Genomic DNA, 23,654 nt, shown 5'->3' on the forward strand with positions numbered 1-23,654 from the left:
CGCAGACCACCACATCTCATAAGCCCAGGAAATCCTTAATCGCGGGCAGTTCCTCCTCTGCCTGGCGCATGCCCGCCTCATAGGAGGCTTCCAGGCGGTCACGGCGCATTTCAGTGCCGGACACACTCATTTCACGCGGATAGAACACGTAGGCACGCCCGGCATCTTCTAGCGCTTGGATGTGTCGGCGTACCGCGTTGTAGCGGGACGGGCGTTGGGCGACAGCCTCGTAAATGGAGGGCAGGCGAGGAAAAGCCGCCCGCAGAGCCGCGCCCACGCAGGGGCGCAGCGGGCCCTTCACATAGTCGCGTGGGCGGGTGAGGACGATGAGGTACTTGCGGTATCCGTCTCGCATCGCGGCATCCAGCGCGATCCCGCCGTTCGGGCCCAGGGCACCATCAACCCAGACGTGTCCGTCAACGACCTGCGGGGGCATGAGGAGTGGCAGGGTGGAAGAGCCTCGGATGACGCGGGCAACTTCGGTGTAGGTGGGCATGTCTTCCTTGCCGAGCCACAGTTGCTTGTTGGCGGTCGCGTCGAAGACCCCGATGCGCATGGTAGCGGGGTTAGCGTGGAAGGTTTCCATGTCGAGGGGCAGCGTGCCGTCGGGTAGGCCGGTGTGCTGGTAGATGTATTCGGCGTTGAAGTAGCCGTGTCCGCGCAGGAAGTGCGAGGCGCCGCAGAAGTTTGGGTCGTCAGCAACGTCAACGAAGGCTGCTCGGGCGCGCCAGGCGTCTCGGGACATGTAGTTGGTGGTGTGCGAGGAGCCTGCCGAGATTCCGCTCACATGATTCAGGAAGATGCCCTCGCGGATCAGGAGGTTGACGAGGGCTGCCGTGTAGGAGCCGCGCATGCCACCTCCCTCGAAGATGAGGGCTGTGTCGGTGATCGTTGAGTGGAGTTTCTCAGGCATGATGTCCTTTATCGCCGGAAAGAGGCCCCTTGCGCCCATCCTGTGCAGGTGAGGATGCTTGCGGTGAGCCGTCTTATTTTCCTTGCCACAGCTATTCTTCCCTGTCTGAGCCGCCGGTGCACCCCAATTTGACGTTCATGGGCGAACCTGCGTATTGTTATCCAGCACGCGCGAGTGGCGGAATAGGCAGACGCGCACGGTTCAGGTCCGTGTTCCAGTGATGGAGTGGGGGTTCAACTCCCCCCTCGCGCACCATCAGAAACCGTTGGGAAACCAACGGTTTTTCTCATATCTGGATGCTTTCCCTCGGGCCTGGGCCCCCATTCCTACCTCGCTTCTCACCCCGTTTTTCCGCGTTTTACACCTCTGTGCGCTTCATAAGAGTTTCCTAAGGGACTAATGAGAATCCTCTTTTGACTGTGCCATCTTCTGTGGATAGCTGTCATGCTGGGGGCATGAACACTTCACTTCGTATTCTTGCTCCTTTGGCCGGCACTGCTTTGATTCTTGCTGCGTGCTCCTCTCCCGCCCCGACAGCTCCCTCGGGTGCGACCGAGGCTCCAGGGCCCGCACCCCAGACTGCTCCGCAGTCGGAGATGCCCACTGCCGAGGCTCCCGCATCGGCCGCAACCCCGGCGCCCGCTTCGAATGCGCCTGTCACGGGCATGCTTCCTGAAGCAGGAACTGCCGCTATTGCAGCCGCTCTTGCCGTTCAGCCTGGCACGGTCGTCGGCCTTGATGATGGCACGGATGATCGGGGCGAGTGGGAGGTCGATATTCTTCCTGACGGCGCGGATAAGGCGATTGAGGTGAAGGTCCTCAACGGCCAGGTGACCAGCACTCAACCCGACACGGACGATGACGATGTGTTGTCCGTTCAGGGCATGACTGTCACTGTGGAGGCAGCTATCGCGAAGGCTTTCACCATGATGTCTGGCACTTTCGACAGTGCTGATCTTGAGATGCTAAACGGTGTTCCGACGTGGGATATCGACATTGACGCTCCCGGTATGGATGACGATAAAAAGGTTCAGATCAATGCTGTGACTGGCGAAGCCGTCCTCGTCGTTGACTGATCTGTGCCCTTTGGTGCTGCCAGCGCATAATGTGGGGGTGATGTCTCACTGTGAGGCATTAGCCCCACATTTTTGCGCGTTCTCCTGTAAGTTTGAGGGGTAGTTTCTCAGTTTCATTGCAGTACGTGCGGTTTTCCGGTCGTTGCAGGGAGAGTGCGTCACTATCTCCCCTCCGAACCTGGGGGTGGAGACTTCCGCCCTCTCTTGTGGGGGCACAACAGACAGGAAATACTCATGGCTACTGGTGTCGTGAAATGGTTCAACCCGGATAAGGGTTTCGGCTTCATCACCCCCGACGATGGTTCGGCGGATATTTTCGCTCACTTCTCGGCAATCGAGTCCACCGGATTCCGCACCCTCGAAGAGGGCGAGAAGGTTGAGTTTGAGGCGACGGAGGGCCCGAAGGGTCTGCAGGCGTCTCGCATCGTTCGTCTCTGACGAGGCCACCGCCGCACGCCTTTCGTTTCTTCCATCGTTACGTTGAGGAACGGGCGCGTGCTGCGGACATATTGGCATGCGGGTGGGGGAGCAGTCCATCATTGAGCTGCACCCCCACCCGCATTGCTTGGAGTCTTGAGCCCCTTTTGTGTGGGCTCATATTCTTACGATGAGGGCGGGCACGCCAAGATTTTTGTGAGTGTCGGCCAGGTGAGATACCTCCGTCAACTCATCGCATTTACCGATAGCGACGATTAACGTTATGTCCGGCAGGTTTTCCGACACTCACCCCTTCACCGCCGCACTCGACCATTCCCCCTTTTCAGGCACTATTGGAGGCTTGCTGGACGGCCTAGCCTGTGCCAAAATCCGCTAAAAATCAGGCCCTTTGAAGCTGTGCCATTGCCCACCTCTCGTAGCGCACGCCCCTTGGCAGGAGTACAGTAGACAGTGCTGTAGAAAGTTTCCTAAATCTGATGGAACATACAGCGGATTATTAGACACGCTGCCGTGCGAAGCACGGTTCGTGCTTCGCCAGCACGAACCGAAAGGAACACTCGCATGACTCACGTTGTCGACTCAACCATCTCCCCCGCAAGCTGGCAGCACACCGCTGATCGCATTGCCCTGGCCGTTACGATCTCCATGATTGCCGCCCTGGCTGTCTCCGCTGGCATCTACGCAGGCTCCGTGGCTGCCGTTGCCACCGCCGCCACAGCAGCAGTGATCGCACTGGCAGCCACCTTCACCACTCGCGCACCCATCCCCGCCCGCGCACGCTGATTGACAATTCGGGGCGCGCAAGGAAGCGCGCCCCCGCCCTGGTCGCGTAACACCCGGATTCTCCGACACAAGGTGTTGCGCCTTTTTTATGCCCAAAACCAGACACACCCCACACCTCGTCACACAGACGGCTCCACCTCAACGAAGAAGTACGCACGCAGCGTGGATCAGCTCTCAAAGCCACGCCACCCCCTCCGATGATTCACCTGACCTTGCCTAAAGGCGCAAGATAAAACCATGCCCCACGCGCTCCCACTCCTCCTGGCCTCCCCCGAACGCCCTCGCCAAACACCTGGCACCACCCACCCGATCAGCGCGCCTCCGCTCCCAGGTGCAGGCCCCGCGTGGTTCCCTTCCGTCATGGGCACTGGCATCCTGGCAGGACTACTGCAAACCCACGCCCACACCATCCCCGGCGCGCACTTCCTCGCTCCCGCCACGCTCATTATCTGCTGGCTGCTACTGCTTGGATTAACGCTGACCTTCACCCTGCGCTGTCTCACCCAACCTGGTGTGCTGCGCGCAGCCCTCACGCTTCCGGCGCAAATCCCCTTCTGGGGGACGGTTTCAATGGGCATCCTCTCAGCAGGATCGTCAACAACCATGGTCCTCCCTGCACACCTGCCCGGCAGCGATACTCTCGCCTGGCAGATCGACACAGTCACCTGGACAATCGGCACCATCATCGGTGTGCTCTCTGCCCTGTACTTTGGAACGCGCCTCGTAGGCCCCAATCTGGGCGACCCCACACCCGTATGGGGCCTCGCCGTTGTGGGTCCGATGGTGTCGGCAACTACCGGCGCCCTCCTGGCACAACACGTCCCCACCCAATTTGCGCCCTACATCCTCATGGCCGCACTGAGTTGTTTCTTCCTGGCCCTCTCCTTGGGGCTCGTCATCTTCGCCTACGCCTACCAGCGCCACTGGCGCACCGCTCCCATCCCGCTGGTCGCCTCCGCCTCCTCCTGGATTCCACTCGGACTCGTCGGCCAATCCACAGCCGCCGTTCAAGCCATGGCCCACACTGCCGCCCCCATGACATCACCCGAATTCGCCCACGCACTGGCACACATGGCCAATGTCTATGGCTACGTCATGTTCTTTGTCGGCACACCGTTGATTGCCTGGGCAACCCTGGTGACTCTGCGCGGATTCCAACACCGCATGCCCTTCACCCCCGGCTGGTGGGCACTCACCTTCCCTATCGGCACCCTGGCTCTGGGAGCCACCCTGCTGGGTCGCGGCACCGGCTACCCCGCCTTCACCGGCTGCGGCGTGGCGGCGACCGTCATCCTCATTGGCACGGTCACGCTCTGCCTGGTGGCAAGTGCCCACGCAGTTACTCGGGCCGTCCTGCGCCCGACATCCCTTAGTTAGGAGCGCCCCAGTCGGCGACGCCCAGGCAATCGACGCCCAGGCAAGCGGTGCTCAATCAAATGCCACCCGCCGAGACAGGCTCCTGCGGCTCCGATCCGCTCCTCTGGCTCCCAGGTGTGAGTCCAGGCGATTTTGCCCTCCCAGAGCCGCGAAAACCGGCTGAGCGCACACGCGGGAGCCGAGGGCCAGAACTGAGAGCCGACGACAGGGCGCTGACGGCAGAAAGCGTGAGCAGGAGGCAGGGATCCAACAACAGGAGCAGGGAACAACGGGCGGAGTGCAGGGGCAGGGACCCGACGGTATTAGCACCAAGGCAGGGACTCGACGGTATTAGCAGGACCCAGGGCAAGGGCAGAGAGGCGCAGGTGCACGCAAAACGCGCGATCATACGCAGGCTCTGTCACTGCCTGACACCACACCTGCCCATCGAGTACACGGCTACACACAAAGCCCGGTGTGGTGGACTCACCCAGAGTCCACCACACCGGGCCCAAGGCTCCAGCAGCTATCTGCTCAGCCTCTCAGCTACATGGTGCAGCCTCATGCAGCTATCCGATCAGCGCAGCGCCTCCATGACGCGCACACCATCAAGCACAGGCAGATACGGCAGTGGGTCCACACCGGCCTGCAGCACATAGGTGGTCAACTGATCTCGTACCACAGCCACCAGGTCTTCAGGCTGCCAGGGCTTCGCAATGTAGTGATCCAGGCCCGCCACATTGAGAGCGCGGATCGTGTCCTCCTGATCGGCCTGGCCGGTCACCAACACTGTGCGCGCGTCAGCGAAACGCTCATCGGATGCCAGTTCCACCAGGAAATCTACACCGGTCTTACCGGGCAGACGATGGTCAGAGAGCACAACAGCGAGCTCATCCCCATCGGCGTAGATCTCTTCAAGAGCGGCCCACGCATCATCAACGGTGTCAGCAGTCTCCAGGCGAATCTTGTCCCAGAAACCCTCTAAGTCACGCTCAAGAGCCTCACGGACTTCGACTTCGTCCTCAAGGGAGAGAATCGTCAGTGTCATTTCTGCGCCTCCTTCATTGTGTCGGGGGTGGGTGTCACTCTGCGGGAGTGGGAGTGGCTGATGTGGCGATCGGGGCACTATAGGCTGGTAGGGCCACGATCATGCGGGTACGGCCGGGGGTTGAATCAACAGTAATCGAACCGCCCACGTCTTCCACGATGGAACGCGAGATCGCCATGCCCATCCCCAGGCCGTAACGCACGCGCCCAGCCTTCGTGGTGAAGTGCGGCTCGTAGATCCGCTCCAGCACGGAGTCAGGAATACCCGGACCATTATCAGTAATCGTCACGGTCACGGCCCCATCCCCGGCTTCCACAGCCACATGGATGAGCGGCTCACCCTCACCACGAGCGGGCATCTCCCCGCGTGCGGCAGCGTCTTCACGCTCATCATCAATGGCTTCAGCGGCGTTCACCAGCAGGTTCGTCCACACCTGCTGCAACTTGGCAGGATGGGCCAGCACTGCGGGCACATCCTCGTAGTAGCGTTCGACCTCAATGCCGCGCAGCCGGTGGTTCGTCAGTCGCAGCACGTCATCTAAGCCCTCACGCACGTCTACGGCTTTGAGATCTTCACTGTCGGGCCGGGCGTAGCCCTTGAGGCTGGCGGTCAGTTCAATGACGCGCTCGGAAGCCGATAGAACCGACCGCAGCGACGAGCCCGCTCTGGCTCCAAGTTCCACGGCGGGCAGTTCCTTGCCGCGCCGCTTGGTGAGTTTACGCGCCTCAGCAGGGTCCTCCACCCCCGCCTGGACGAGGCGCCGCGCGAGGGCACGATCGCCAACGACCTCGTAAATCTGGCGGACGAGTTCGCGTTCTTGCGCGGTGGAGCGCACGGCCTGCGTTCGGGCCCGACGCATGGCGGTGTGCGCGGCAGCCATCGCCGGGGCGGTTTCCAGCAGTGCGTCGAGGTCCTCGCCGAGGTGTTCGGCGGCGCGCACGAGGGCGGTCACGGGGTTGTTGAGTTCATGGGCGATGCCGGCGGAGAGTTCGCCAAGCATGGCAAAACGTGTGCGTTCAACGAGCTCAGCGCGTGTGTTTTTCAGGTCCTCAAGGGTTTCGGCCAGGTGGGCGCGCTCTTCTTCGAGGTCCTCGGCCAGCACCGCGTTTTCCATGTGGAGATCCTCAGCGCGGATGAGGCGCCGGGTGAGGGATTGGATCGCCAGGACTGCCAGCGTGCCCGCAACGGAAGGCTTTTCATCAATGACCATGCGCAGCTGCTCATTGGTCAGGCGCACCACCTGCGCGGAAGTAGTGGTGGTTGCGGTGAAGAATGCTTTCTCGTTGCGCGTGAGGGACACGAGGCCGATGAGCAGGCCCGAGGTCGCGTGGTGGAGCAAGAGTTCGCCGCGATCGGTTTCACGCCGCAGGCTCACCTGACCATCAAGCACCAGGTGCACGGCGGCGATCGAGGTGTTCTGACGGGTAAGGTCAACGCCTGCGGGAATGCGGATGCGTGGGCGGCGCCCGATGACTTCTTCGACGCCTTCAAGGAGTTCACGCACCATGTCGTACTCGTCGGCACCTAGGCCTTGGAGTAGCGGGCCTTGGACGGCGCGTTTTGGCGCGGGGCCAATGAGTTCAATAATGCTCTCGCGGCTGAGGCCTTCTTGAAGGAAGTAGGCCACCATCACCTGGTAGGCCTGGCCAAGGAAGAGCCCCAGGGTGCAGGGGGCGCGCATGACGGCAGCGAGGTGTCCGGCGCTGGTCAGGGTGGCCAGGTCAGAGTGTTCATCCCGGTCGGTCAGGAGGATCCACTGCGTGTCTTGCAGGAGGGGCATGTGAGCAACCCCGGCGAAAGCCTCGTCAATGTTAGGCACCTCTGAGGACACCATGCCCAGGGCAACGTGGTCGGCGGGCAGGAGCGTGGAGTTCCACCGGGTAAGTTCCTCCCCGTCGGCCACGCAGACAAGGTCAATTTGGGGGAATGCGCGCTCCCAGTCGGCGACAATGCTCGACACAATGCCGCGCGAGTCGTCACCCACAAGGATGACGTGAACCTGGGAGAGCTTCACTCACACCACCCCCAGCAGGCCCCAGGTCAGCGGTGCGAAGATGGCGAGCAGGGCCACGCCGGTGACACCGACGACCATGCCAACGATGACCATTTCACGGGTGGGTGTGGTGCCGGTGGCGTAGGCGATAGCGTTGGGCGGGGTGGAGATCGGTAGGCACATGCCCAGCGAGCAGCCCAGGGCCAGAACGATTGCGACCTCGGCTTCGGAGGCGGCGATCGAGGTAGCCAGACCAATACCCATGGGGATCAACAGGTTGGCCGAGGCCGAGTGGGAGATGACGTTGGAGACGACCCAGCCCACGATTGCCAAAACGAGGACGAGGAGGGCGACGGGGATCGCTTCCCAGCTGATAGAGCCGATGAGGAACTTGTCCAGGCCGGTGTCTCCCACGCCCTTACCCAGGGCGATACCGCCAGCGACCAGCCACAGGACGGGCCAGTCGAGGGCCTTGACGTCGTCACCGTTCATGACGCCCAGCACCATGAGGGCCACGACGGGCAGGAAGCCGACGGTGTTGGAGGAGATGCCGTGGAAGGACTCGGTCATCCACAGCAGGATGGTCAGGCCGGCCACGACGTAGAAGATCTTGGCGTTACGGGAGTTGTCAAACTTGGCGGAGGTGTCGACCTCGAAGCTGGCGTCGCCGGGGATGTAGCGCCAGGAGATGAACAGCCACGACACCAGCAGGGTCAGGAGGGTCATTGGCAGGGCGGCGAGCATCCATTCCACGAAGGAGATGTGGATGCCTGCGCTTTGCAGGGCGCCGAGGGCGATGGCGTTGGGCGGGGTGCCAACGGGGGTGCCCATGCCACCAACGTTGGCGGCAACGGGGATCGAGAGAGCGATACCGGTGCGGGCTTTACCCTCGGGGAGGGCGATGATGACGGGCATCATGATGGCGAACATGGTGGCGGTGGTGGCCGTGTTCGACATGAACATACTCATGACGGCGGTGATGAGCATGATGCCCATGACGGTCATGCGGGGGTTACCCAGGAAGGGGCGCAAGAGGACGGCTGAGAGTGCGCGGTCGACACGGTACTTGGAGGCACCGTCAGCCAGCATGAAGCCGCCAAGAAAGAGGATGATGACCGGGTTTGCTAGTGCTCCGAAGAAGACACTGGCTTTGGGGGCTTCCTCGCTGACCGCCAGGAGGGATTGGTCAGAGACGAGGAGGACTTCCAGGAAGATAATGAGGACTGCCGTGGCGGCAAGTGGGATTGCTTCGGTTACCCACAGGAGGATTGCTGCCAGGAAAATGCCGAGCATGCGTGATCCTGCAGCGTCCAGGCCGGGAACCTCAACGAAGAGGAAGGTGGTGAGGACGATAATGGTGGCGATTCGGCCGAACCATTGGATCTTGGTGACGTCAGATTTGCCTCCCCCCTTCTTTGCCTTGCTGGGGCTTGAGGACGGGCGTGCAGCGACACGGATTCGTGTACGAGATGCAGGCGGAACCATAGAGTTGACACCTCACAGTGCTGGCCGAAGCGATGTGGTCAGAACGATGTCGATCATAGGCGAGTTCGGTGTGATCAGGGAGATATTTTCTGACTTTTGAAACCCCGGCCAGGGTGACCTAGTTCGCTTGTCGGGTTTTTCAGGGTTTTTATGGGCCTTTCGTCGCAAGTTCTGATGTGATGCAGGCTTGTCCGATCCGCCCCTTTCCCCACATGGACCGTTCTGCCTCCCGCATATGCTTCCATGCGACGCACGCACCACCGCCAAGGCCACCTCGTAGCTCCCTTGCTTCCCGGGTGTGCTTCCAACGGCTTAGGGGGCTTTCCGGGAGGCATAACATGCCTGGGCGCACATGCGGGAGCGCAGGGGACAGGAGAACAGATACTGCGGCACCAGCGAGGCGCGCCACCGGGACAGCTGTGAGCCGACGGCGAGGCGACATCGAGATAGCACCTGGGCCGCACCGAGAGCAATGTCAAAGCGGCGCTCAGGCATCAGTGTGGGCAACACTGGAGATGGGCCGCAGCTCCAATAAGGCCTCACCGAGGTAACGCCATGTCACCTGCGTGTGCAGCGAGCCACTTCTTCTATGTTGGTTTCTGAGCCTGGGAGTGAGGGGGCACCTGCATGTGGCGAGCCGCTGGTTGAAAAATGATGCTGCCCGAGCCGACTGACGCTGCCCAAATGGTCGATACTGGCCGGTCTTCACCCACATGGGGGCGTATCCTGACATGTGTGTCCACACCTTCGCAGTCCTCTGCCTCTTCCCATGCCTTCACCTTGGCCATCCTGGCGCACGTTATTTGGGGCTTCTTCCCCCTGTACTTTCGCCAGCTTGAACCGGCACATCCCCTTGAGGTGATTGTTCATCGGGCGGTGTGGGGCCTGATCGCCTGCGTCCTTGCTCTTCTGGTGCTTCGCCGTTTTAGTCGATTCATGGCGATTGTCCGCGACACAAAGTTGATGTGGCAGTTGAGCGCTGCGGGCCTTCTCATCATCGTGAACTGGACGACCTACGTGTACGCCGTGCAAATCGGACGCACGGTGGATGCCGCCTTGGGGTACTTCATTAATCCCTTGGTAACGGTGGCACTGGGAATGGTGTTCCTTGGTGAACGCATCCGCCCCCTGCAGTGGGCGGCCGTGGCTTTAGGGACTTCCGCTGTGGTGGTCCTGCTTATCGGAGTGGGGTCCCTACCGTGGATTTCTCTTGTCTTGGCGACAAGTTTTGCCTTCTATTCCCTAGTAAAAAAGAAGGTTGCTCTGCGGGTGGGCCCTCTGGAGGGCATGGCTGCTGAGACGGCTGCTGTCACACCACTGTTGATTGTTTTTTATCTCTACCTCACCCTGACCGGGGGAACCTCGTTTCATGTCCTCGCGGCTCAGCACGCTGACCCTGCGAGCATCGCGGGCCACGCCGCGATGCTCGCAGGGTCCGGGGTCCTGACGGTGATCCCATTGATGATGTTTGCGAAGTCCTCCCAGCGTCTGCCCTTGGGAGTTCAGGGACTCATCCAGTACCTTTCACCCTCACTGCAGTTCATTTTGGGGGTGTGGGTGTTCCATGAGCAGATGGAGCCAATTCGTTGGGTGGCGACGGGCATTGTGTGGTGCGCCCTGGCACTCGTAACGATGGACTGGTTCGTGCAAGCTCGCAAGCTGCGCCGCCTACAGGAGCACAGCCCTGAAGTTGACTCACAGGCGCGTTGACGCAAAGTGACGGCCGCCCTGCCCCTCGCACCTCCAGCCCCACACTTCCATCCTCGCGCCGCCCTTCCGACCTCGCCCTGGTCTCCCCCACCCCATTTGTCCGAACAAAGTATTCACATTCCTGTGACATTGCGCCTAGAATTGAGGGCGCACCTGTAATTCCTCCGCACACAAGGAAGTGTCGAATGCTTCGTATTGCTCTTATTGGCGCCGGCCGAATCGGCCAAGTTCACGCACGTTCGGTCGCCGCCCACCCCGAGGCCCAGCTTGTCCTCGTAGCCGACCCCTTCCTCGACAACGCACAGGCCGTTGCCGCAGCCTACGGCGCTCGCGCAAGTGATGACGTTGACGCTGTCTTCACCGACGATGAGGTTGACGCCGTCATTATCTGCTCTCCCACCCCCCTGCATGTCCCTCACATCCTGGCCGCCGCCCGCGCCGGCAAGCCCGCCCTGTGCGAAAAGCCCGTCGCCATGGAAACCGCTGCCGTTGAGAACCTCCGCGCCGATCTTGAGGGCCTTGACCCCGTTGTCATGCTCGGATTCAACCGCCGCTTCGACCCGTCCTTCCGTCACATTCACGACCAGGTCGAGGCTGGAGCCGTGGGCACCCTTGAGCAGCTCACCATCATTTCGCGTGACCCCGCCGCTCCCCCCAAGGAGTACATCGCTGTTTCTGGCGGCATCTTCAAGGACATGACGATCCACGACTTCGACATGGCCCGCTACTTCCTAGGCGACATCGTTGCCGTGTCTGCCGTTGGCCAAAACCTTGACCCGGAGCTCGCTGACACTGGCGACTTTGATGGCGTCATCATCACCCTCATCAACGCGGAAGGCCACAGTGCCACTATTACGAACTCGCGCCACTGCGCCTCGGGCTACGATCAGCGCCTGGAAGCCTTTGGAACGAAGGGTGCGCTCTTCGCTGAGAACGTACGCCCCACAACGGTGCGCTACTCCACCGCCGAGCACACCAATGCTGAGGATCCCTACCTGGACTTCTTCCTTCAGCGTTACGAGGCTGCCTACTCCGCTGAACTTTCGGAGTTCATTGCAGCTATTACTGAAGGTCGTCGCCCCTCGCCTGATATTGAAGACGGTGCCGCCGCCTTGCGTCTGGCCGAGGCCGCCGAAGAGTCCGCGCGCACAGGACAGGTTGTGCGTCTGAACTGAGGCGACCCGCACGGTGGTGCGCTGTGGCGCCTGACGCCACCGGGTGTCCTCTTGCCTGCAACATGTCAGGCAAGAGGACACCTTTTTCCTGCGTTTCCCTGCGGGTTTTCACGTCTACGCCAGGCCAGCCGCATCGACTTGTGCCGCATCGACTTGTGCGGCACACAGTTGTGCCCGCTGCCTGAAAGCAGGCAGCGGGCACAACCCCCACAAGAAAGGATCAGCATCGATCCACACGGACGCAACGCGGCTACATTCGCACCCTGCGCTACATCTTCACGACAGCGCGGCCTTGGATTTCTCCACGGCGCAACGCATCGTAGGTGTCGGCAACCTCGTCAAGGCTGACCTGCCGGGTGACGATGTCTTCGTAGCGGATGATTCCGGCTTCCGCTAAACGAATGACCTCAGGCAGGTCTTGACGGGTCAACGCACCGTAGGAGCCCACAATGGATTGCGAGCGGCGCACGGTGCGGTTGATTTCCACTCCCGCTGTTTGAACGCCGGCCCCCAGGCCGATAGGCACCATGCGTCCGCCGTCTCGCAGCACGTTGAGGGCGGTCTCCCACGTTTGTGGGCGCCCCAACACCTCGAAGGCAATATCCACGCCAAATCCGCCGGTCATCTCAAAGACTCGCTCGCGCGCATTCTCGGTGGCGGAATTAACGACGGCGGTAGCTCCCAATGCTAAAGCGGCATCAAGCTTTTCATCCGAAATGTCAATAGCAATGACGTCCTTGGCACCAAAGGCCTTCGACAATTGGATGACATTGGAACCTACGCCACCCGTTGCAACCACCGCCACGGATTGCCCGGCACGCAGGTCAGCGCTGCGCCGAACCGCCCCGTAAGCGGTCAGGGCCGCGCACCCCAAAATGGCTGAAGCCACCGGATCCATCGTGTCAGGAACGGGCGCCACCGAAGTCACGGGGATGACGCAATATTCAGCTAAACCGCCCATGGAGTACATGGCAATGGGGTTGCCCTCACAGTCAGCCAGGCGTGTTTCCCCGTCGTAGAGCGTGCCGTTGAGGCGGTTCATTGAAAAGAATGGCCCGCACAGGTCGTCACGCCCAGCGGCGCAGGCGGGGCAGGAGCCGCAGGGCATGAGGAATGCGCCCGCGACCTGCTGCCCCACCTGGAGCCCGCTGTGTTCAGTGCCCGGACCGAGCTCAACCACTTGGCCTGCGACCTCGTGGCCGAGCACGGCGGGTAGGGGGAAGGCGATGGCGCCACCAATCACGTGCAGGTCAGAGTGGCACAGCCCGCAGGCACTGACCTTCACGAGGACCTCGCCCGCACGCGGGCGCGGTGTGCGAATCGTGTGGATTTCAAGCCCTTTCTCAATGCTGGACAGGACTGCTGCTCGCATGGTGTCCGGCACGACGGGGGCATTGTGGCTCATCGCAGCGGCCCTCCTTACACGCCCAGGGAGTCGCGCAGGTATGTACGCGCGATCAGGGCGTATTCCAGGGGGTTGGCAATGGCCGGATCCTGCTCAGCTTCGACAAGGAACCACCCGTCATAGTCCGAGTCCACCACGGGACGCATGAGCGTCGCAAAGTCGGTGGGTCCATCGCCGGGCACGGTGAAGGCACCCGCCAGGATCGAATCGAGGAAGCTGAGCTTTTCAGCGCGGGCTTTCTCCACGATCTCAGGACGAATGTCCTTCAGGTGCACATGTCCGATGCGCGGCAGGTAGCGGGCAATGATGTCTGCAGTGCTTTCGCCTGAGAACAATAGGTGCCCGTTATCGACCAGCAGCAGCAGCTTGTCAGGATCGGTCATCGACATGAGACGGTCGATTTCCTCGGTGGTCTGCACGCCGGTTCCCATGTGGTGGTGGTAGGCCAGGCGCAGGCCCTTTTCCTTGGCAATGTCACCGAAGCGGTTGAGCCCGTCAGCGAGGCGCTCCCATTCGTCGTCGGTGAAGAAGGGCTTGTCATCAAAGACGGATGTGTCGCGCATGCCCTGGATGGAGTGTCCCTGCTCGCAGATGTTCACGCAGTCTGCGCCGAGGGCCACCATGTAGTCGCAAAAGTCGATGAACTTACGTTCCTCGTCCTCGTAGGGCTCGGTGGTGAGCAGGCAGCCATGCCAGGCAGCAGCAATGCGGATGCCTCGCAGGTCGAGTTCGCGTTTGAGGACTGCGGGGTCCTTGGGGTACTTGTTGCCGATTTCAGTGCCTTCGTACCCGGCGAGTGCAACCTCAGAGAGGATCTGCTGGTAGGTGGTTTCGCCGCCGAGTTCGGGCATGTCGTCGTTGACCCAGGCGATGGGCGCGCAGCCCACACGAATGGTGCTCATTGAAGTGTTCTCACTCTTCTCGTTGGAAGGACATGGTGGCTGCGTAGCTCTTTTCGGAGGGCCAACGCGAGGTGATGGCCTTCAGGCGCGTGTAGAAGCGCACGCCTTCGGGGCCGTGGATGTGGGTGTCTCCCAGGAGGGAGGCTTTCCACCCGCCGAAGGAATAGTAGGCGACGGGGGTGGGGATGGGAACGTTGACGCCCACCATGCCGGCTTCTACGTCGAGGCTGAAGCGGCGGGCCATTCCGCCGTCGTTGGTGAAGATGGCTGCACCGTTGCCAAATTCGGAAGAGTTCACCAGTTCAATGGCCTCTTCGTAGCTGTCGGCGTGGACGATGGTGAGGACGGGGCCGAAGACTTCCTCGTGGTAGACGGGGGCGTCCAATGGCACGCCGTCAAGGATGGTGGGACCAAGGAAGTGGCCATTTTCGTGGCCGGGCACCACCAGGCTGCGTCCATCGAGGACGACGTCGGCGCCTCGGGATTCGGCATCGTCAATGAGTCCGGTGATGCGTTTCTTCGCGGCGGCGTCAATGACGGGACCCATGTCAACCCCCTCGTCCATGCCGTAGCCGACGTTGATTTTTTCGGCGTGTGCCTTGACGCGCTGGGCGAGGTCGGGGCCGATTCCTCCGACGGCGACGACAACGGGCAGGGCCATGCAGCGTTCGCCTGCGGCACCGAATGCGGCGGCGCTGATGTGTCCGGCAGCGAAGTCAAGGTCAGCGTCGGGCAGGACGATAGCGTGGTTGTTGGCTCCGCCGAGGGCTTGGACGCGCTTGCCGTGGGCGACGCCGGTGTTTTGAATAATGTGGGCAACGGGAGTGGAGCCCACGAAGGAGATGGCGTCAATGCCGGGGTGGGTGAGGATGTCACCGACGAGTTCACGGTTGCCGGAGATGACGTTGAAGATGCCGTCGGGCAGGCCGGCTTCCTTGTAGAGCTTGGCGGTGAGGATCGCGGCCGAGGGCGTGGAGGATGCGGGCTTGAGGATGAAAGCGTTGCCGGTGGCAATGGCAACGGGGTGCATCCACATGGGCACCATGGCGGGGAAGTTGAAGGGGCAGATGCCCGCAACGACGCCGACGGGCTGGTGGAGGGTGTGGATGTCGACGCCGCCTGCAATGTCGAAGGAGTGCTCGCCCTTGAGGGCGATATTGATGGCGGTAGCAAAGTCGAGGGTTTCGCGGCCGCGTTGGATTTCTCCAATGGCGTCGGAGTAGTTCTTGCCATGTTCGGCAACGATGAGGCGCGCCATTTCGTCTTGGTGTTCGAGGACGAGTTCACGCATGCGGAACATGATGGCGACACGCTTGGAGAGGGGCACTTTTGCCCACTTCTTTTGGGCTTCGCGTGCAACGGCGACGACGTGGTCGAGGTCGTCCTTGGAGGCTTGGAGCAGTTCGGCTTCTACTTCGCCGGTGCCAGGGTTTTCGACGGGGAAGGTGCCGACGGGGGTGCCGTGGTAGGACTCACCGTTGACCCAATGTTCGATCGTCGTCATTGTCGTGAACTCCTTGTGGGGTGTCGCTGTGGCGGCATGAGGCGCACGCTGGGCACGCCTGTGTGCCGATTGTTTTCCATCCTAGTCCCCCTGGAGGGCATTTGTCAGTACATATGGTTAATTTGTTCCGTCATTTACGAGGGTGAGGCAGGAGTTGCCTTTCCGCACCCTCTACCCACCTTCACCCGCCAAATAGGTGCCTTGTCAACAAAGAGGTGGCGTACCCGCCACCGGAATAACAACAAGCCACCGGTATACAAGGGGTGCAGGGCCAGGGTGACAGGCAAGTAGGCTGGGTTTATGCATGAATCCCTCCAGGCACTGACTACCCGAGTCAATAGCTTCGAGCTCAACTCCGTCCCGTCCGAGACCCCCTTCTTCGTATCCGACTCGGCGCGGGAAAAGTTCCAGGCCGCCACCGGTGAGCCTCGTCCTTTCTATGGGAGCACCATCATCTATGACCTGAATGAGGAGACGAAGCTATGGATTGACGGGCTTGCCACGCGGCTTCACGACGAATTGGGGGAAGCTTTGACGCAACCTCTACCTCGCGAGTCCTTCCACCTGACTCTCCATGACCTGCGCGCGCACCCGCAGCTCAGCGCTATCAGCGACACGCTTTTTTGGGATTCGCGTCAGGTGCCAACCCTGCTTGAACAGGCGCGCAGTGTCGGCCCCATCTCCATGACAGTCAATGCTGTGTTCAACCTGATGAACACCAGTGCCGTCATTGGACTGGTCCCCACAACGGATGAAGATTGCGAGCGCGCGCTCACAGCTCGGGCCACTTTCGACTCATGCATTCCTTCGGGAGCTTTCACACCCCATATCACGCTGGCCTACTACCGCCCAGACTCCCCTCGCCCGATCGACCCCTCCCACTATCGTGCGCTCCTTAAGGAACTCACCGGCGACTATGCGGGCAGGATCATTACCTGTGAGCCTGAGAGGTTGGCCTACACCTACTTCTCTGACATGTGCACGTACTGGTCAGTGAACTGATCTCAGAGCTCAACAGGTTCTAAACATGCGTCTTGTTGACAAAATAGCCCCGCACACCGCGCAAGATTAACAACAAGGCGCAGGTTTAGGAGGTCCGCCCGCACACCCCGACAATGGCCCCACCACCTGCGGGAGCCTTATTGCACTTTCTGGGGGTTATCCGGTGTGCACATGACAACGCGGTGTACACAGACGCGAAGAGGTAGAAGTAGAAGAGGTAAAAGCTGTGGCCCCGCCCAAAAGGAGCGGGGCCACACGCTCAAGCCACAGCCACAGCCGCAGTCACCTGCGACAGGCAGTCACCTGCGCTGGAACTCACCTGCTACAGGTAGTGCCTCTGCGGGGCGCGATCACGCACATAATCCTCGAACGCACTCTGCGTCGATTCAATGCGCGACACCTGCGACACGGGCACATCCCACCATGATGAACCCGGAGGGTTCGGGCCATACAGGTCAGTCTCAATGTGAATCATCGTGGCCCGGTCGGAGGCTTCAGCCTGACGGTAGGCCTCCTTGAACTCCTCAATGGTGTGGACCTCGATGACATCGATCCCCCAGGAGCGGGCGTTGGCTGCAATATCAACATCAAGCTTGCGGCCATCCACCGTATGGTCAGCCCCGGCTCCGCCCGCACGGTAGCGAGTGCCGAAACGCTGAGAACCCCGAGATTCCGACAGGGCGCCAATGGAGGCAAACCCGTAGTTCTGCAAGAGCACGAAGATCACCTTCACGCCCTCCTGGGCGATAGTCGCCAACTCCATCGGCAACATCTGGTAGGTTCCATCCCCCACGATGGAGACCACCTGGGAGTCCGGCAACGCCAGCTTCACGCCCAGGGCCGCAGGAATCTCGTAGCCCATGCAACTGAAGGCGTACTCAACGTGGTACTGGACGGGGGTGCGTGCCTGCCACAGAGCCTGCAGGTCACCGGGCATGGAACCAGCAGCGTTAATGACCACATCGTTGTCACCCATGAGCTCATTGAGCGCACCAAACACGTCGGTCTGGGCCGGAATTGGGCCATGCCCGGTGTGGGTGGCCTCGTAGACGCGCTTATCCCACGCGGCCTTTTCTTCAGCAACTTCAGCGGCGTAGGCCTCGTCGACGCGGTAGCCCTCCAGAGCGGCGGTCAGGGCCGCGAGCGCCTCGCGAGCATCCGCAACCACCATCTCCGCACCGTTCTTCACCGCGTCAAAGGCTTTGACGTTGATATTGATAAAGCGAACGTTGGGGTCCTTGAACTGGGTGTGGGACGCGGTGGTGAAGTCCGAATAACGCGTACCAATACCGATCACCAGGTCAGCCTTGTCGGCAATATGGTTGCCTGAGTCGCCGCCAGTGGAGCCCACACCACCAATGGAACAGGGGTGGTCGAAATTGATGGCTCCCTTGCCAGCCTGCGTGTCCGCCACGGGAATACCCGTTGCCGAGGCGAAGGCGCGCAGTTCCTCGGAGGCCTCGGAGTAGATCGTGCCGCCACCGGAGATCACCATGGGCCGCTTGGAGGCGCGGATCATAGCGGCGGCACGTTCAATGGCGGCTCGTTCAGCCGGAGTGCGGCGCACATGCCACACGCGCTTGGTGAACATCTCGACGGGGAAGTCGTAGGCCTCTGCCTGCACGTCTTGGGGCATGGCGATGACGACGGCACCCGTGTCAGCGGGGTCGGTCAGGGTGCGCATGGCCTGCATGAGGGAGGGCAGGAGCTGCTCGGGGCGGTTGATGCGGTCAAAGAAGGCCGACACTGGCCGGAAGGCGTCATTGCAGGTGGTGTCGAAGAGGACGGGGTTTTCGACCTGCTGGAGCACAGGGTCAGGGACGCGGTTGGCAAACTGATCGGAGGGGAAGATGAGCACGGGCAGGCGGTTGGTGGTGGCCAGAGCCGCGCCGGTGACCATATTGAGTGAGCCGGGGCCGATGGAGGCTGTGCACATCATGGTTTGCAGGCGGTTGGTGGCCTTGGCGTAGGCGGCGGCCGCGTGCACTTCGCCCTGCTCATTGCGGGGCATGATGTAGGGCATGGAGCCGCCGTCGGGTTCAGGGTCGATCTCGTTTTGGAGGAGGGCCTGGCCAATACCGGCGACGTTGCCGTGGCCGAAGATGCCAAAGGCGCCGGTGACGAGGCGTTGTTCAACGCCGTCGCGCTCGGAGTATTGGTTGATGAGGAATCGGATGGTGGCCTGGGCGACGGTGAGGCGCACGGTTTCTTGGCCGAGGCTGACGAAGGTCATGGGTACTCCTGGTGGGCGGGTGGGTTGGGGTCCCTTTGGCGAGGCCGTCGCCGCGCCCTTCTTTGGGGCGACGGGTTGTCCTTCCGGTGGAAGAGCACCCGGCGGGGTGGCGCTTCCTGTGGGCGGGGGTGTGGCTTACGCTGTCCCGTGTTGGGGCAGGGACCGTGGTGGGGCAATGACTGTAGTGGGCAGTGACTGTGGCGGTTACGACATGAGGCGGTCGTGGAAGTGGGGCGTGTTTAGGGGTTCATGGGGGTCATGGGCAGGCGCGGGTCAACCTCTTGGGCCTCCCAGGTCTGGCGCACCCAGGTGTGGTGGGGGTCGTCGGTCATGAGCCATACGGAGTCCTCCGCGGGTCCTGCCATGACATTGAGGTAGTACAGGTCGTAGCCGGGGGCTGCGACGGAGGGGCCGTGGTAGCCGTAGGGCATGATGACGATGTCGCCGGAGTGGACCTCGGTGCACACGTCAATGTCGTGTCCAGGTGAGGGGTAGATGCGCTGCAGGGCGAAGCCTTCACGCTCGTCCTGGCCGGGGCGGATCTCGTAGTAGTAGATCTCTTCGAGGATGCGCTCCACTTCAGTGTGTTCATCGTGCTTGTGGGGCGGGTAGGAGGACCAGTTGCCGCCGGGGGTGAGGACTTCGCAGGCCAGCAGGTGCGAGGTTTCGACCGTGTTGCCCAGGGCGTAGTTGTTGACCTGACGCGAGGAGGGGCCGGCGCCTCGAAGGGTGGTGACAACTTCGCTACGCGGGCAGTAGCGCGCGGGCAGGTCGGCGGTGGCTTTCGCGCCGGGGAGGGCGAAGCGGCCGCCCTCGTGGGAGATGATGGTGACGTCGGCGTCTCTGGGTACGTAGAGGTAGTCGGTGATGTCGGTGAAGGCGCTCTCGCGGCCGTCCAGCGTGAAGCGTTCGCTGTTGACTTCAACCTCGCAGCCGCCAGCGAGAGGCAGGACGAGGTATTCGATGTCGCTGCCGGGGATGCCGACACTACCGCCTGCTGGCAGGGTGAGGATGCGCAGGGCCGACCAGTCCCACCCTGCTTTTTCGGAGGTGAGATTGAGGTCAAAGGTGGCGTCGGCGAGTTCTCCGGCGCGGATGACGTAGCGGCTGTCAGTCATTGGTAGCTCCCTACTTCGTGGTGGGGGTTGGCGGTGGTCATTGACGAGGCTGGCGCGCTCGGCTCGGCTGGGTGGTGAGGCGGCGTGAGGCGTTCGACACGAGGGAAGATGTCGGGGTTGGCATTGATGAGGTGGTCGACTTCGAATTCAGTGGGCATGGCGGTGGAACATTCGAGGCGGGAGGCGACGATGGCTCCAGCTGTGGAGGCGAAGTGAATGACGCGGCCCAGGTCCCAGCCTTGCAGTAGTGCGTGGCAGAAGGATCCGCCGAAGGAGTCTCCCGCTCCGAGGCCATTGAGGGTTTCAACGCGGGTGGCGGGGACGAAGATGCGTTCTTCTCGGGTTTTGGCCAGGGTTCCTTTCAGCCCCTGCTTGATGACGGCAATCTCAACGCCGCGCTCTAGGAGAGCGTCAGCGGCGCGTTCGGCCTCGTCGTATCCGACGGCGATCGCACATTCTTGAAGGTTGCCGATGGCGACATTGACGTAAGGCAGGACGGCGTTGATTTCTTCGCGCGCATGCTCTTCACTGCGCCAAAAACGAGGGCGGTAGTCGAGGTCGAGAATGGTCCACTCGGGGGTGGAGAAGTAGGGGTTGTCGATCTCGCGGCTATCGAAGAGGGCGCGGGCTTGAAGGGCGGCGTGGTGGGCGCTGCGCACGGGTTCTGCGCACAGGCCGGAGGCGGAGAACCAGAACACGCGGGCGCTTCGGACAGCATCGAGGGGAATGTGCGTGGCTTGAAGCTGCAAGTCGGGGGCGGTGGGGTCGCGGTAGAAGTAGAGGGGGAAGTTGTCGGGCGGGAAGATTTCGCAGAAGGTCACGGGGGTGGTGATGCCTTCAATGACGTGGACGTATCGGTCAGAGACGCCCAGGCGTCGCATTTCAGCGCGAACGAAACGTCCGAAGGGGTCATCCCCTACGGCTGTGATCATGGCCGATCTGCGGCCCATGCGGGCGGCAGCGACGGCCACATTGGTGGGGGATCCGCCGAGGAATTTTCCAAAGCAGTCAACCATTTCGAGGCCGACGCCTGCCTGTAGTGGGTAGATGTCGACGCCGCTTCGCCCGATGGCCAGCACATCAAGGTGCGTCGGGTGAGTGGGCATGGTGTTTCCTTCCACGGCATTGGGGCGGTTGCACTGTGTCCTAGATTACCGCCCGCCCTTCGTTTTGTCAGTACAAATAGTGATATTTGTGTGGCGTGCGCTACGATGGGGTGACAAAACCGCTTTCCCAGAGGCCAATGATGAGTGATTCTCTTGCACCTTTTGCACTGACAATTGAGCTTGACCGCAACTCCCCTGTGCCCCTGTATGACCAGATTGCCAAGCCGCTTGAGGAGCTCATCCAGTCTGGCGAGCTTGCCCCCGGACGCCTCATTGAGGATGAGGTTTCCATGGCGAACCGCCTGCAGGTGTCACGGCCAACGGCTCGGCGCGCCCTGCAAGACCTTGTCAGTCGAGGCCTTTTGACGCGTCGGCGCGGCATCGGCACCCGTGTCACCCCCACTCATGTGCGTCGCCCTCTGAGCTTGACATCCCTTCAAGATGACCTGACGAAAGCCGGTTTCAAGCCAAGTACCGAGGTTCTTCATTACGAGGTGCGATTGGCCAACGCGGGGGACGCTAAGCATCTGGGCTGCCAGGTGGGCGACGAGATTGTCTCGATCGTTCGCCTGCGCCGTATTGATCAGCGTCCTTTAGCGATCCTGACAAACCTCATGCCTGCTTCGATTGCGCCGTCAATTACGCAGTTGACCTCTGGCGGCCTGTATGCGGCTTTTGCTTCCTTGGGGATTCACCCCAGCTCAGCCCAGCAGTCCATTGGCGCCCGCTTTTCTGAGCCTGAAGAGGCTGAGCATCTGGGGATCGAGCACCCTTCACCGGTGTTGACGATGCGCCGTACCGCCTATGACGCTTCAGGGCAGATTGTGGAGTACGGCAATCATGTGTATAACCCTGAGCATTATTCCTTCCATCTCACCCTCACTTCTGAGTAAGTGAGCATGGGACTCCCGGACGCCTGGAGATTGAGGATACCGCCACTATCCTGATGTCTTGATGGGCGCCGCCTGAAAAAACTCTAAAATCCGAATTTGTCCTAACAAAGCCTTGACATGTGAGGAACTTTGTCATTGACTTGATGGTAGACGCCCGCCGCCAATGGGGACGACGGGGATTAACCATCAGGAGTTTGTCGTGAGCACCTTTACGCCAGGACCGCTTCTCACCGCGGCCCGCTCATTCCCATCCGTACTGTGGAACGATTCCTCTGACCTGGACGAATTACGCCAATCCATCTCCTTCGGTGGTGTTGGCGCGACCTGCAACCCCGTCATTGCACTCACCACAATCTCTGCCCACCTCGACATCTGGGCACCCCGCATTCAAGCCATTGCCGATGCCCACCCCACATGGAGTGAATCCGAAATCGGCTGGCAGGCCGTCAAAGACATGTCCGTTGAGGCCGCGGCCCTTCTTGAACCCGCCTTCGAGGAGCATAAGGGACGCAACGGTCGCCTCTCCGTTCAGACCGACCCCCGCTACTTCCGCAATGCGGAAAAGCTCGCCGATCAGGCCGAAGAGTTCCATCACATGGCGAAGAACATTATCGTCAAGATTCCCGCCACTGAGATCGGCCTGAAGGCTATTGAAGAGGCCACCTACCGTGGCGTCTCGATCAATGTCACCGTGTCCTTCACGCTTGCGCAAGCTGTCGCCTCTGCGGAAGCAATCGAGCGCGGTTTGAAACGCCGTGAAGCAGAAGGCCTACCCATTGACGGTCAAACCGCTGTCGTCACCCTGATGGTGGGACGCCTGGATGACTGGGTGAAGGAAGCCGTCGCACGCAAGGGGATCTTTATTGATGCCTCTGCTCTGGAGTGGGCAGGTGTGGCCACCTTCAAGAAGGCCTACCAGATCTTCCAAGAACGCGGCTACCGTTCCCGCGTTCTGGCTGCTGCCTTCCGTAATGTCTTGCACTGGACTGAATTGCAAGGCGGCGACGTTGTCGTGTCCCCACCCTTTAAGTGGCAGGCCATTATCAATGCCTCCGACTACGAGCCCACTGCCCGTATCGATGTTCCCGTTGATGAGCACTACCTCAAGGAGCTCAGCCGGGTGCCGGAGTTCCTCGAAGCCTACGAGGAAGACGGCCTAGCGGTAGAGGACTTCCAGAACTACGGTCTGACACGCAAGACCCTGCGCCAGTTCCTCCAAGCCGATGCCGACCTTGACACCCTGGTTCGCAACATTATCTTGCCTGCACCCTAAAGCCCCGTCTTTCCTCCTTTAGACGGCGGCATAACCGTGCGGCCCGAGGCTCCCACCCCTTCACCTCGGGCCGCACGGTTTTTCTTTGTCCATCCACGGGCTCATGGTGAATGAGTGCCCCGCACTCTACGCCCCACCGCCTGTTACGCCACGTCTTCGCGCCCATCTACGTCAACACCGGCATTCCGAGTGAGTACTCACTAACCCGAGTCGACACCCAGCTGCGTGCCCAGGACGAAAA

At 61.3% G+C, this 23,654-nt stretch carries 19 protein-coding genes and 1 tRNA gene; 10 read left to right on the plus strand and 10 right to left on the minus strand.

All coding sequences use genetic code 11. The features are described from left to right. Window positions 1–16: 16 nt before the first annotated feature. The gene (locus EII11_RS03960; RefSeq protein ID WP_124868830.1) at window positions 17–913 is read right to left on the minus strand and encodes a patatin-like phospholipase family protein; all 897 of its coding nucleotides are present in this window, start codon (window positions 911–913) and stop codon (window positions 17–19) included. 168 nt (window positions 914–1,081) lie between these two features. On the opposite strand from EII11_RS03960, the gene EII11_RS03965 reads away from it, so the two are divergent. The 5 genes from EII11_RS03965 (at window position 1,082) to EII11_RS03985 (ending at window position 4,587) form a co-directional block, all read left to right on the plus strand. Further along, window positions 1,082–1,168 (plus strand) — tRNA-Leu (locus tag EII11_RS03965). Window positions 1,169–1,368: 200 nt separating this feature from the next. Further along, on the plus strand, window positions 1,369–1,989 hold the full coding sequence (locus EII11_RS03970) for a PepSY domain-containing protein (protein WP_124868833.1): 621 nt from the start codon (window positions 1,369–1,371) through the stop codon (window positions 1,987–1,989). Window positions 1,990–2,223: 234 nt separating this feature from the next. Further along, on the plus strand, window positions 2,224–2,427 hold the full coding sequence (locus EII11_RS03975; RefSeq protein WP_124868837.1) for a cold-shock protein: 204 nt from the start codon (window positions 2,224–2,226) through the stop codon (window positions 2,425–2,427). A gap of 561 nt (window positions 2,428–2,988) precedes the next feature. Continuing rightward, on the plus strand, window positions 2,989–3,210 hold the full coding sequence (locus EII11_RS03980; protein WP_124868840.1) for a hypothetical protein: 222 nt from the start codon (window positions 2,989–2,991) through the stop codon (window positions 3,208–3,210). A 237-nt stretch (window positions 3,211–3,447) separates the two neighbouring features. Next, on the plus strand, window positions 3,448–4,587 hold the full coding sequence (locus EII11_RS03985) for a TDT family transporter (protein ID WP_124868843.1): 1,140 nt from the start codon (window positions 3,448–3,450) through the stop codon (window positions 4,585–4,587). A 556-nt stretch (window positions 4,588–5,143) separates the two neighbouring features. Here the strand turns inward: EII11_RS03985 and EII11_RS03990 are convergent. Genes EII11_RS03990 through EII11_RS04000 form a run of 3 tightly spaced genes read right to left on the minus strand, consistent with a single transcriptional unit; the run spans window position 5,144 to window position 9,092 of the window. Beyond that, window positions 5,144–5,614: a response regulator gene (locus EII11_RS03990; protein ID WP_124868846.1), complete on the minus strand. Its 471-nt coding sequence runs from the start codon at window positions 5,612–5,614 to the stop codon at window positions 5,144–5,146. Between the two features lie 34 nt (window positions 5,615–5,648). Continuing rightward, window positions 5,649–7,628, minus strand: a complete 1,980-nt coding sequence (locus EII11_RS03995; RefSeq protein ID WP_124868849.1) for a sensor histidine kinase — start codon at window positions 7,626–7,628, stop codon at window positions 5,649–5,651. Next, entirely contained in the window at window positions 7,629–9,092 is a 1,464-nt protein-coding gene (locus tag EII11_RS04000; protein ID WP_124868852.1) for an SLC13 family permease, read from the minus strand. It abuts the gene before it with no gap. A gap of 735 nt (window positions 9,093–9,827) precedes the next feature. On the opposite strand from EII11_RS04000, the gene rarD reads away from it, so the two are divergent. Further along, the gene (gene rarD, locus EII11_RS04005) at window positions 9,828–10,802 is read left to right on the plus strand and encodes an EamA family transporter RarD (protein WP_240623048.1); all 975 of its coding nucleotides are present in this window, start codon (window positions 9,828–9,830) and stop codon (window positions 10,800–10,802) included. A 185-nt stretch (window positions 10,803–10,987) separates the two neighbouring features. Beyond that, window positions 10,988–11,977 carry an inositol 2-dehydrogenase gene (gene iolG, locus EII11_RS04010; protein WP_124868855.1) on the plus strand — a complete coding sequence of 330 codons (990 nt, stop codon included), beginning with the start codon at window positions 10,988–10,990 and terminating at the stop codon, window positions 11,975–11,977. A gap of 268 nt (window positions 11,978–12,245) precedes the next feature. Here the strand turns inward: iolG and EII11_RS04015 are convergent, their stop codons facing one another. The 3 genes from EII11_RS04015 to EII11_RS04025 are packed head-to-tail and all read right to left on the minus strand — an operon-like array spanning window position 12,246 to window position 15,788. Further along, window positions 12,246–13,382, minus strand: a complete 1,137-nt coding sequence (locus tag EII11_RS04015) for a zinc-binding dehydrogenase (RefSeq protein WP_124868858.1) — start codon at window positions 13,380–13,382, stop codon at window positions 12,246–12,248. 14 nt (window positions 13,383–13,396) lie between these two features. Then, window positions 13,397–14,284, minus strand: a complete 888-nt coding sequence (iolE, locus tag EII11_RS04020; protein WP_124868860.1) for a myo-inosose-2 dehydratase — start codon at window positions 14,282–14,284, stop codon at window positions 13,397–13,399. Window positions 14,285–14,294: 10 nt separating this feature from the next. After that, window positions 14,295–15,788 (minus strand): CoA-acylating methylmalonate-semialdehyde dehydrogenase, encoded by a 1,494-nt coding sequence (locus EII11_RS04025; RefSeq protein WP_124868863.1) that lies wholly within the window; start codon window positions 15,786–15,788, stop codon window positions 14,295–14,297. A gap of 300 nt (window positions 15,789–16,088) precedes the next feature. On the opposite strand from EII11_RS04025, the gene EII11_RS04030 reads away from it, so the two are divergent. Beyond that, window positions 16,089–16,790, plus strand: coding sequence for a hypothetical protein (locus EII11_RS04030; RefSeq protein WP_124868866.1), 702 nt, complete (start codon window positions 16,089–16,091; stop codon window positions 16,788–16,790). 322 nt (window positions 16,791–17,112) lie between these two features. Here the strand turns inward: EII11_RS04030 and iolD are convergent, their stop codons facing one another. The 3 genes from iolD to iolC all read right to left on the minus strand — a co-directional run bounded on the left by iolD (window position 17,113) and on the right by iolC (window position 21,247). Beyond that, entirely contained in the window at window positions 17,113–19,023 is a 1,911-nt protein-coding gene (gene iolD, locus EII11_RS04035) for a 3D-(3,5/4)-trihydroxycyclohexane-1,2-dione acylhydrolase (decyclizing) (protein ID WP_124868869.1), read from the minus strand. Window positions 19,024–19,262: 239 nt separating this feature from the next. Then, complete coding sequence (iolB, locus tag EII11_RS04040) at window positions 19,263–20,141, minus strand: 5-deoxy-glucuronate isomerase (RefSeq protein WP_124868872.1); 879 nt, start codon at window positions 20,139–20,141, stop codon at window positions 19,263–19,265. After that, entirely contained in the window at window positions 20,138–21,247 is a 1,110-nt protein-coding gene (gene iolC, locus EII11_RS04045) for a 5-dehydro-2-deoxygluconokinase (protein WP_124868875.1), read from the minus strand. Before iolC ends, iolB begins: the two co-directional genes overlap by 4 nt. A 137-nt stretch (window positions 21,248–21,384) precedes the next feature. Between iolC and EII11_RS04050 the strand changes: the two genes are divergently transcribed. Then, window positions 21,385–22,140 carry a GntR family transcriptional regulator gene (locus EII11_RS04050; RefSeq protein ID WP_338068030.1) on the plus strand — a complete coding sequence of 252 codons (756 nt, stop codon included), beginning with the start codon at window positions 21,385–21,387 and terminating at the stop codon, window positions 22,138–22,140. Between the two features lie 163 nt (window positions 22,141–22,303). After that, on the plus strand, window positions 22,304–23,413 hold the full coding sequence (locus EII11_RS04055; protein ID WP_124868878.1) for a transaldolase family protein: 1,110 nt from the start codon (window positions 22,304–22,306) through the stop codon (window positions 23,411–23,413). Window positions 23,414–23,654 lie beyond the last annotated feature (241 nt).

This window comes from Schaalia canis, from assembly GCF_003858455.1.
Classification (GTDB): domain Bacteria; phylum Actinomycetota; class Actinomycetes; order Actinomycetales; family Actinomycetaceae; genus Pauljensenia; species Pauljensenia canis.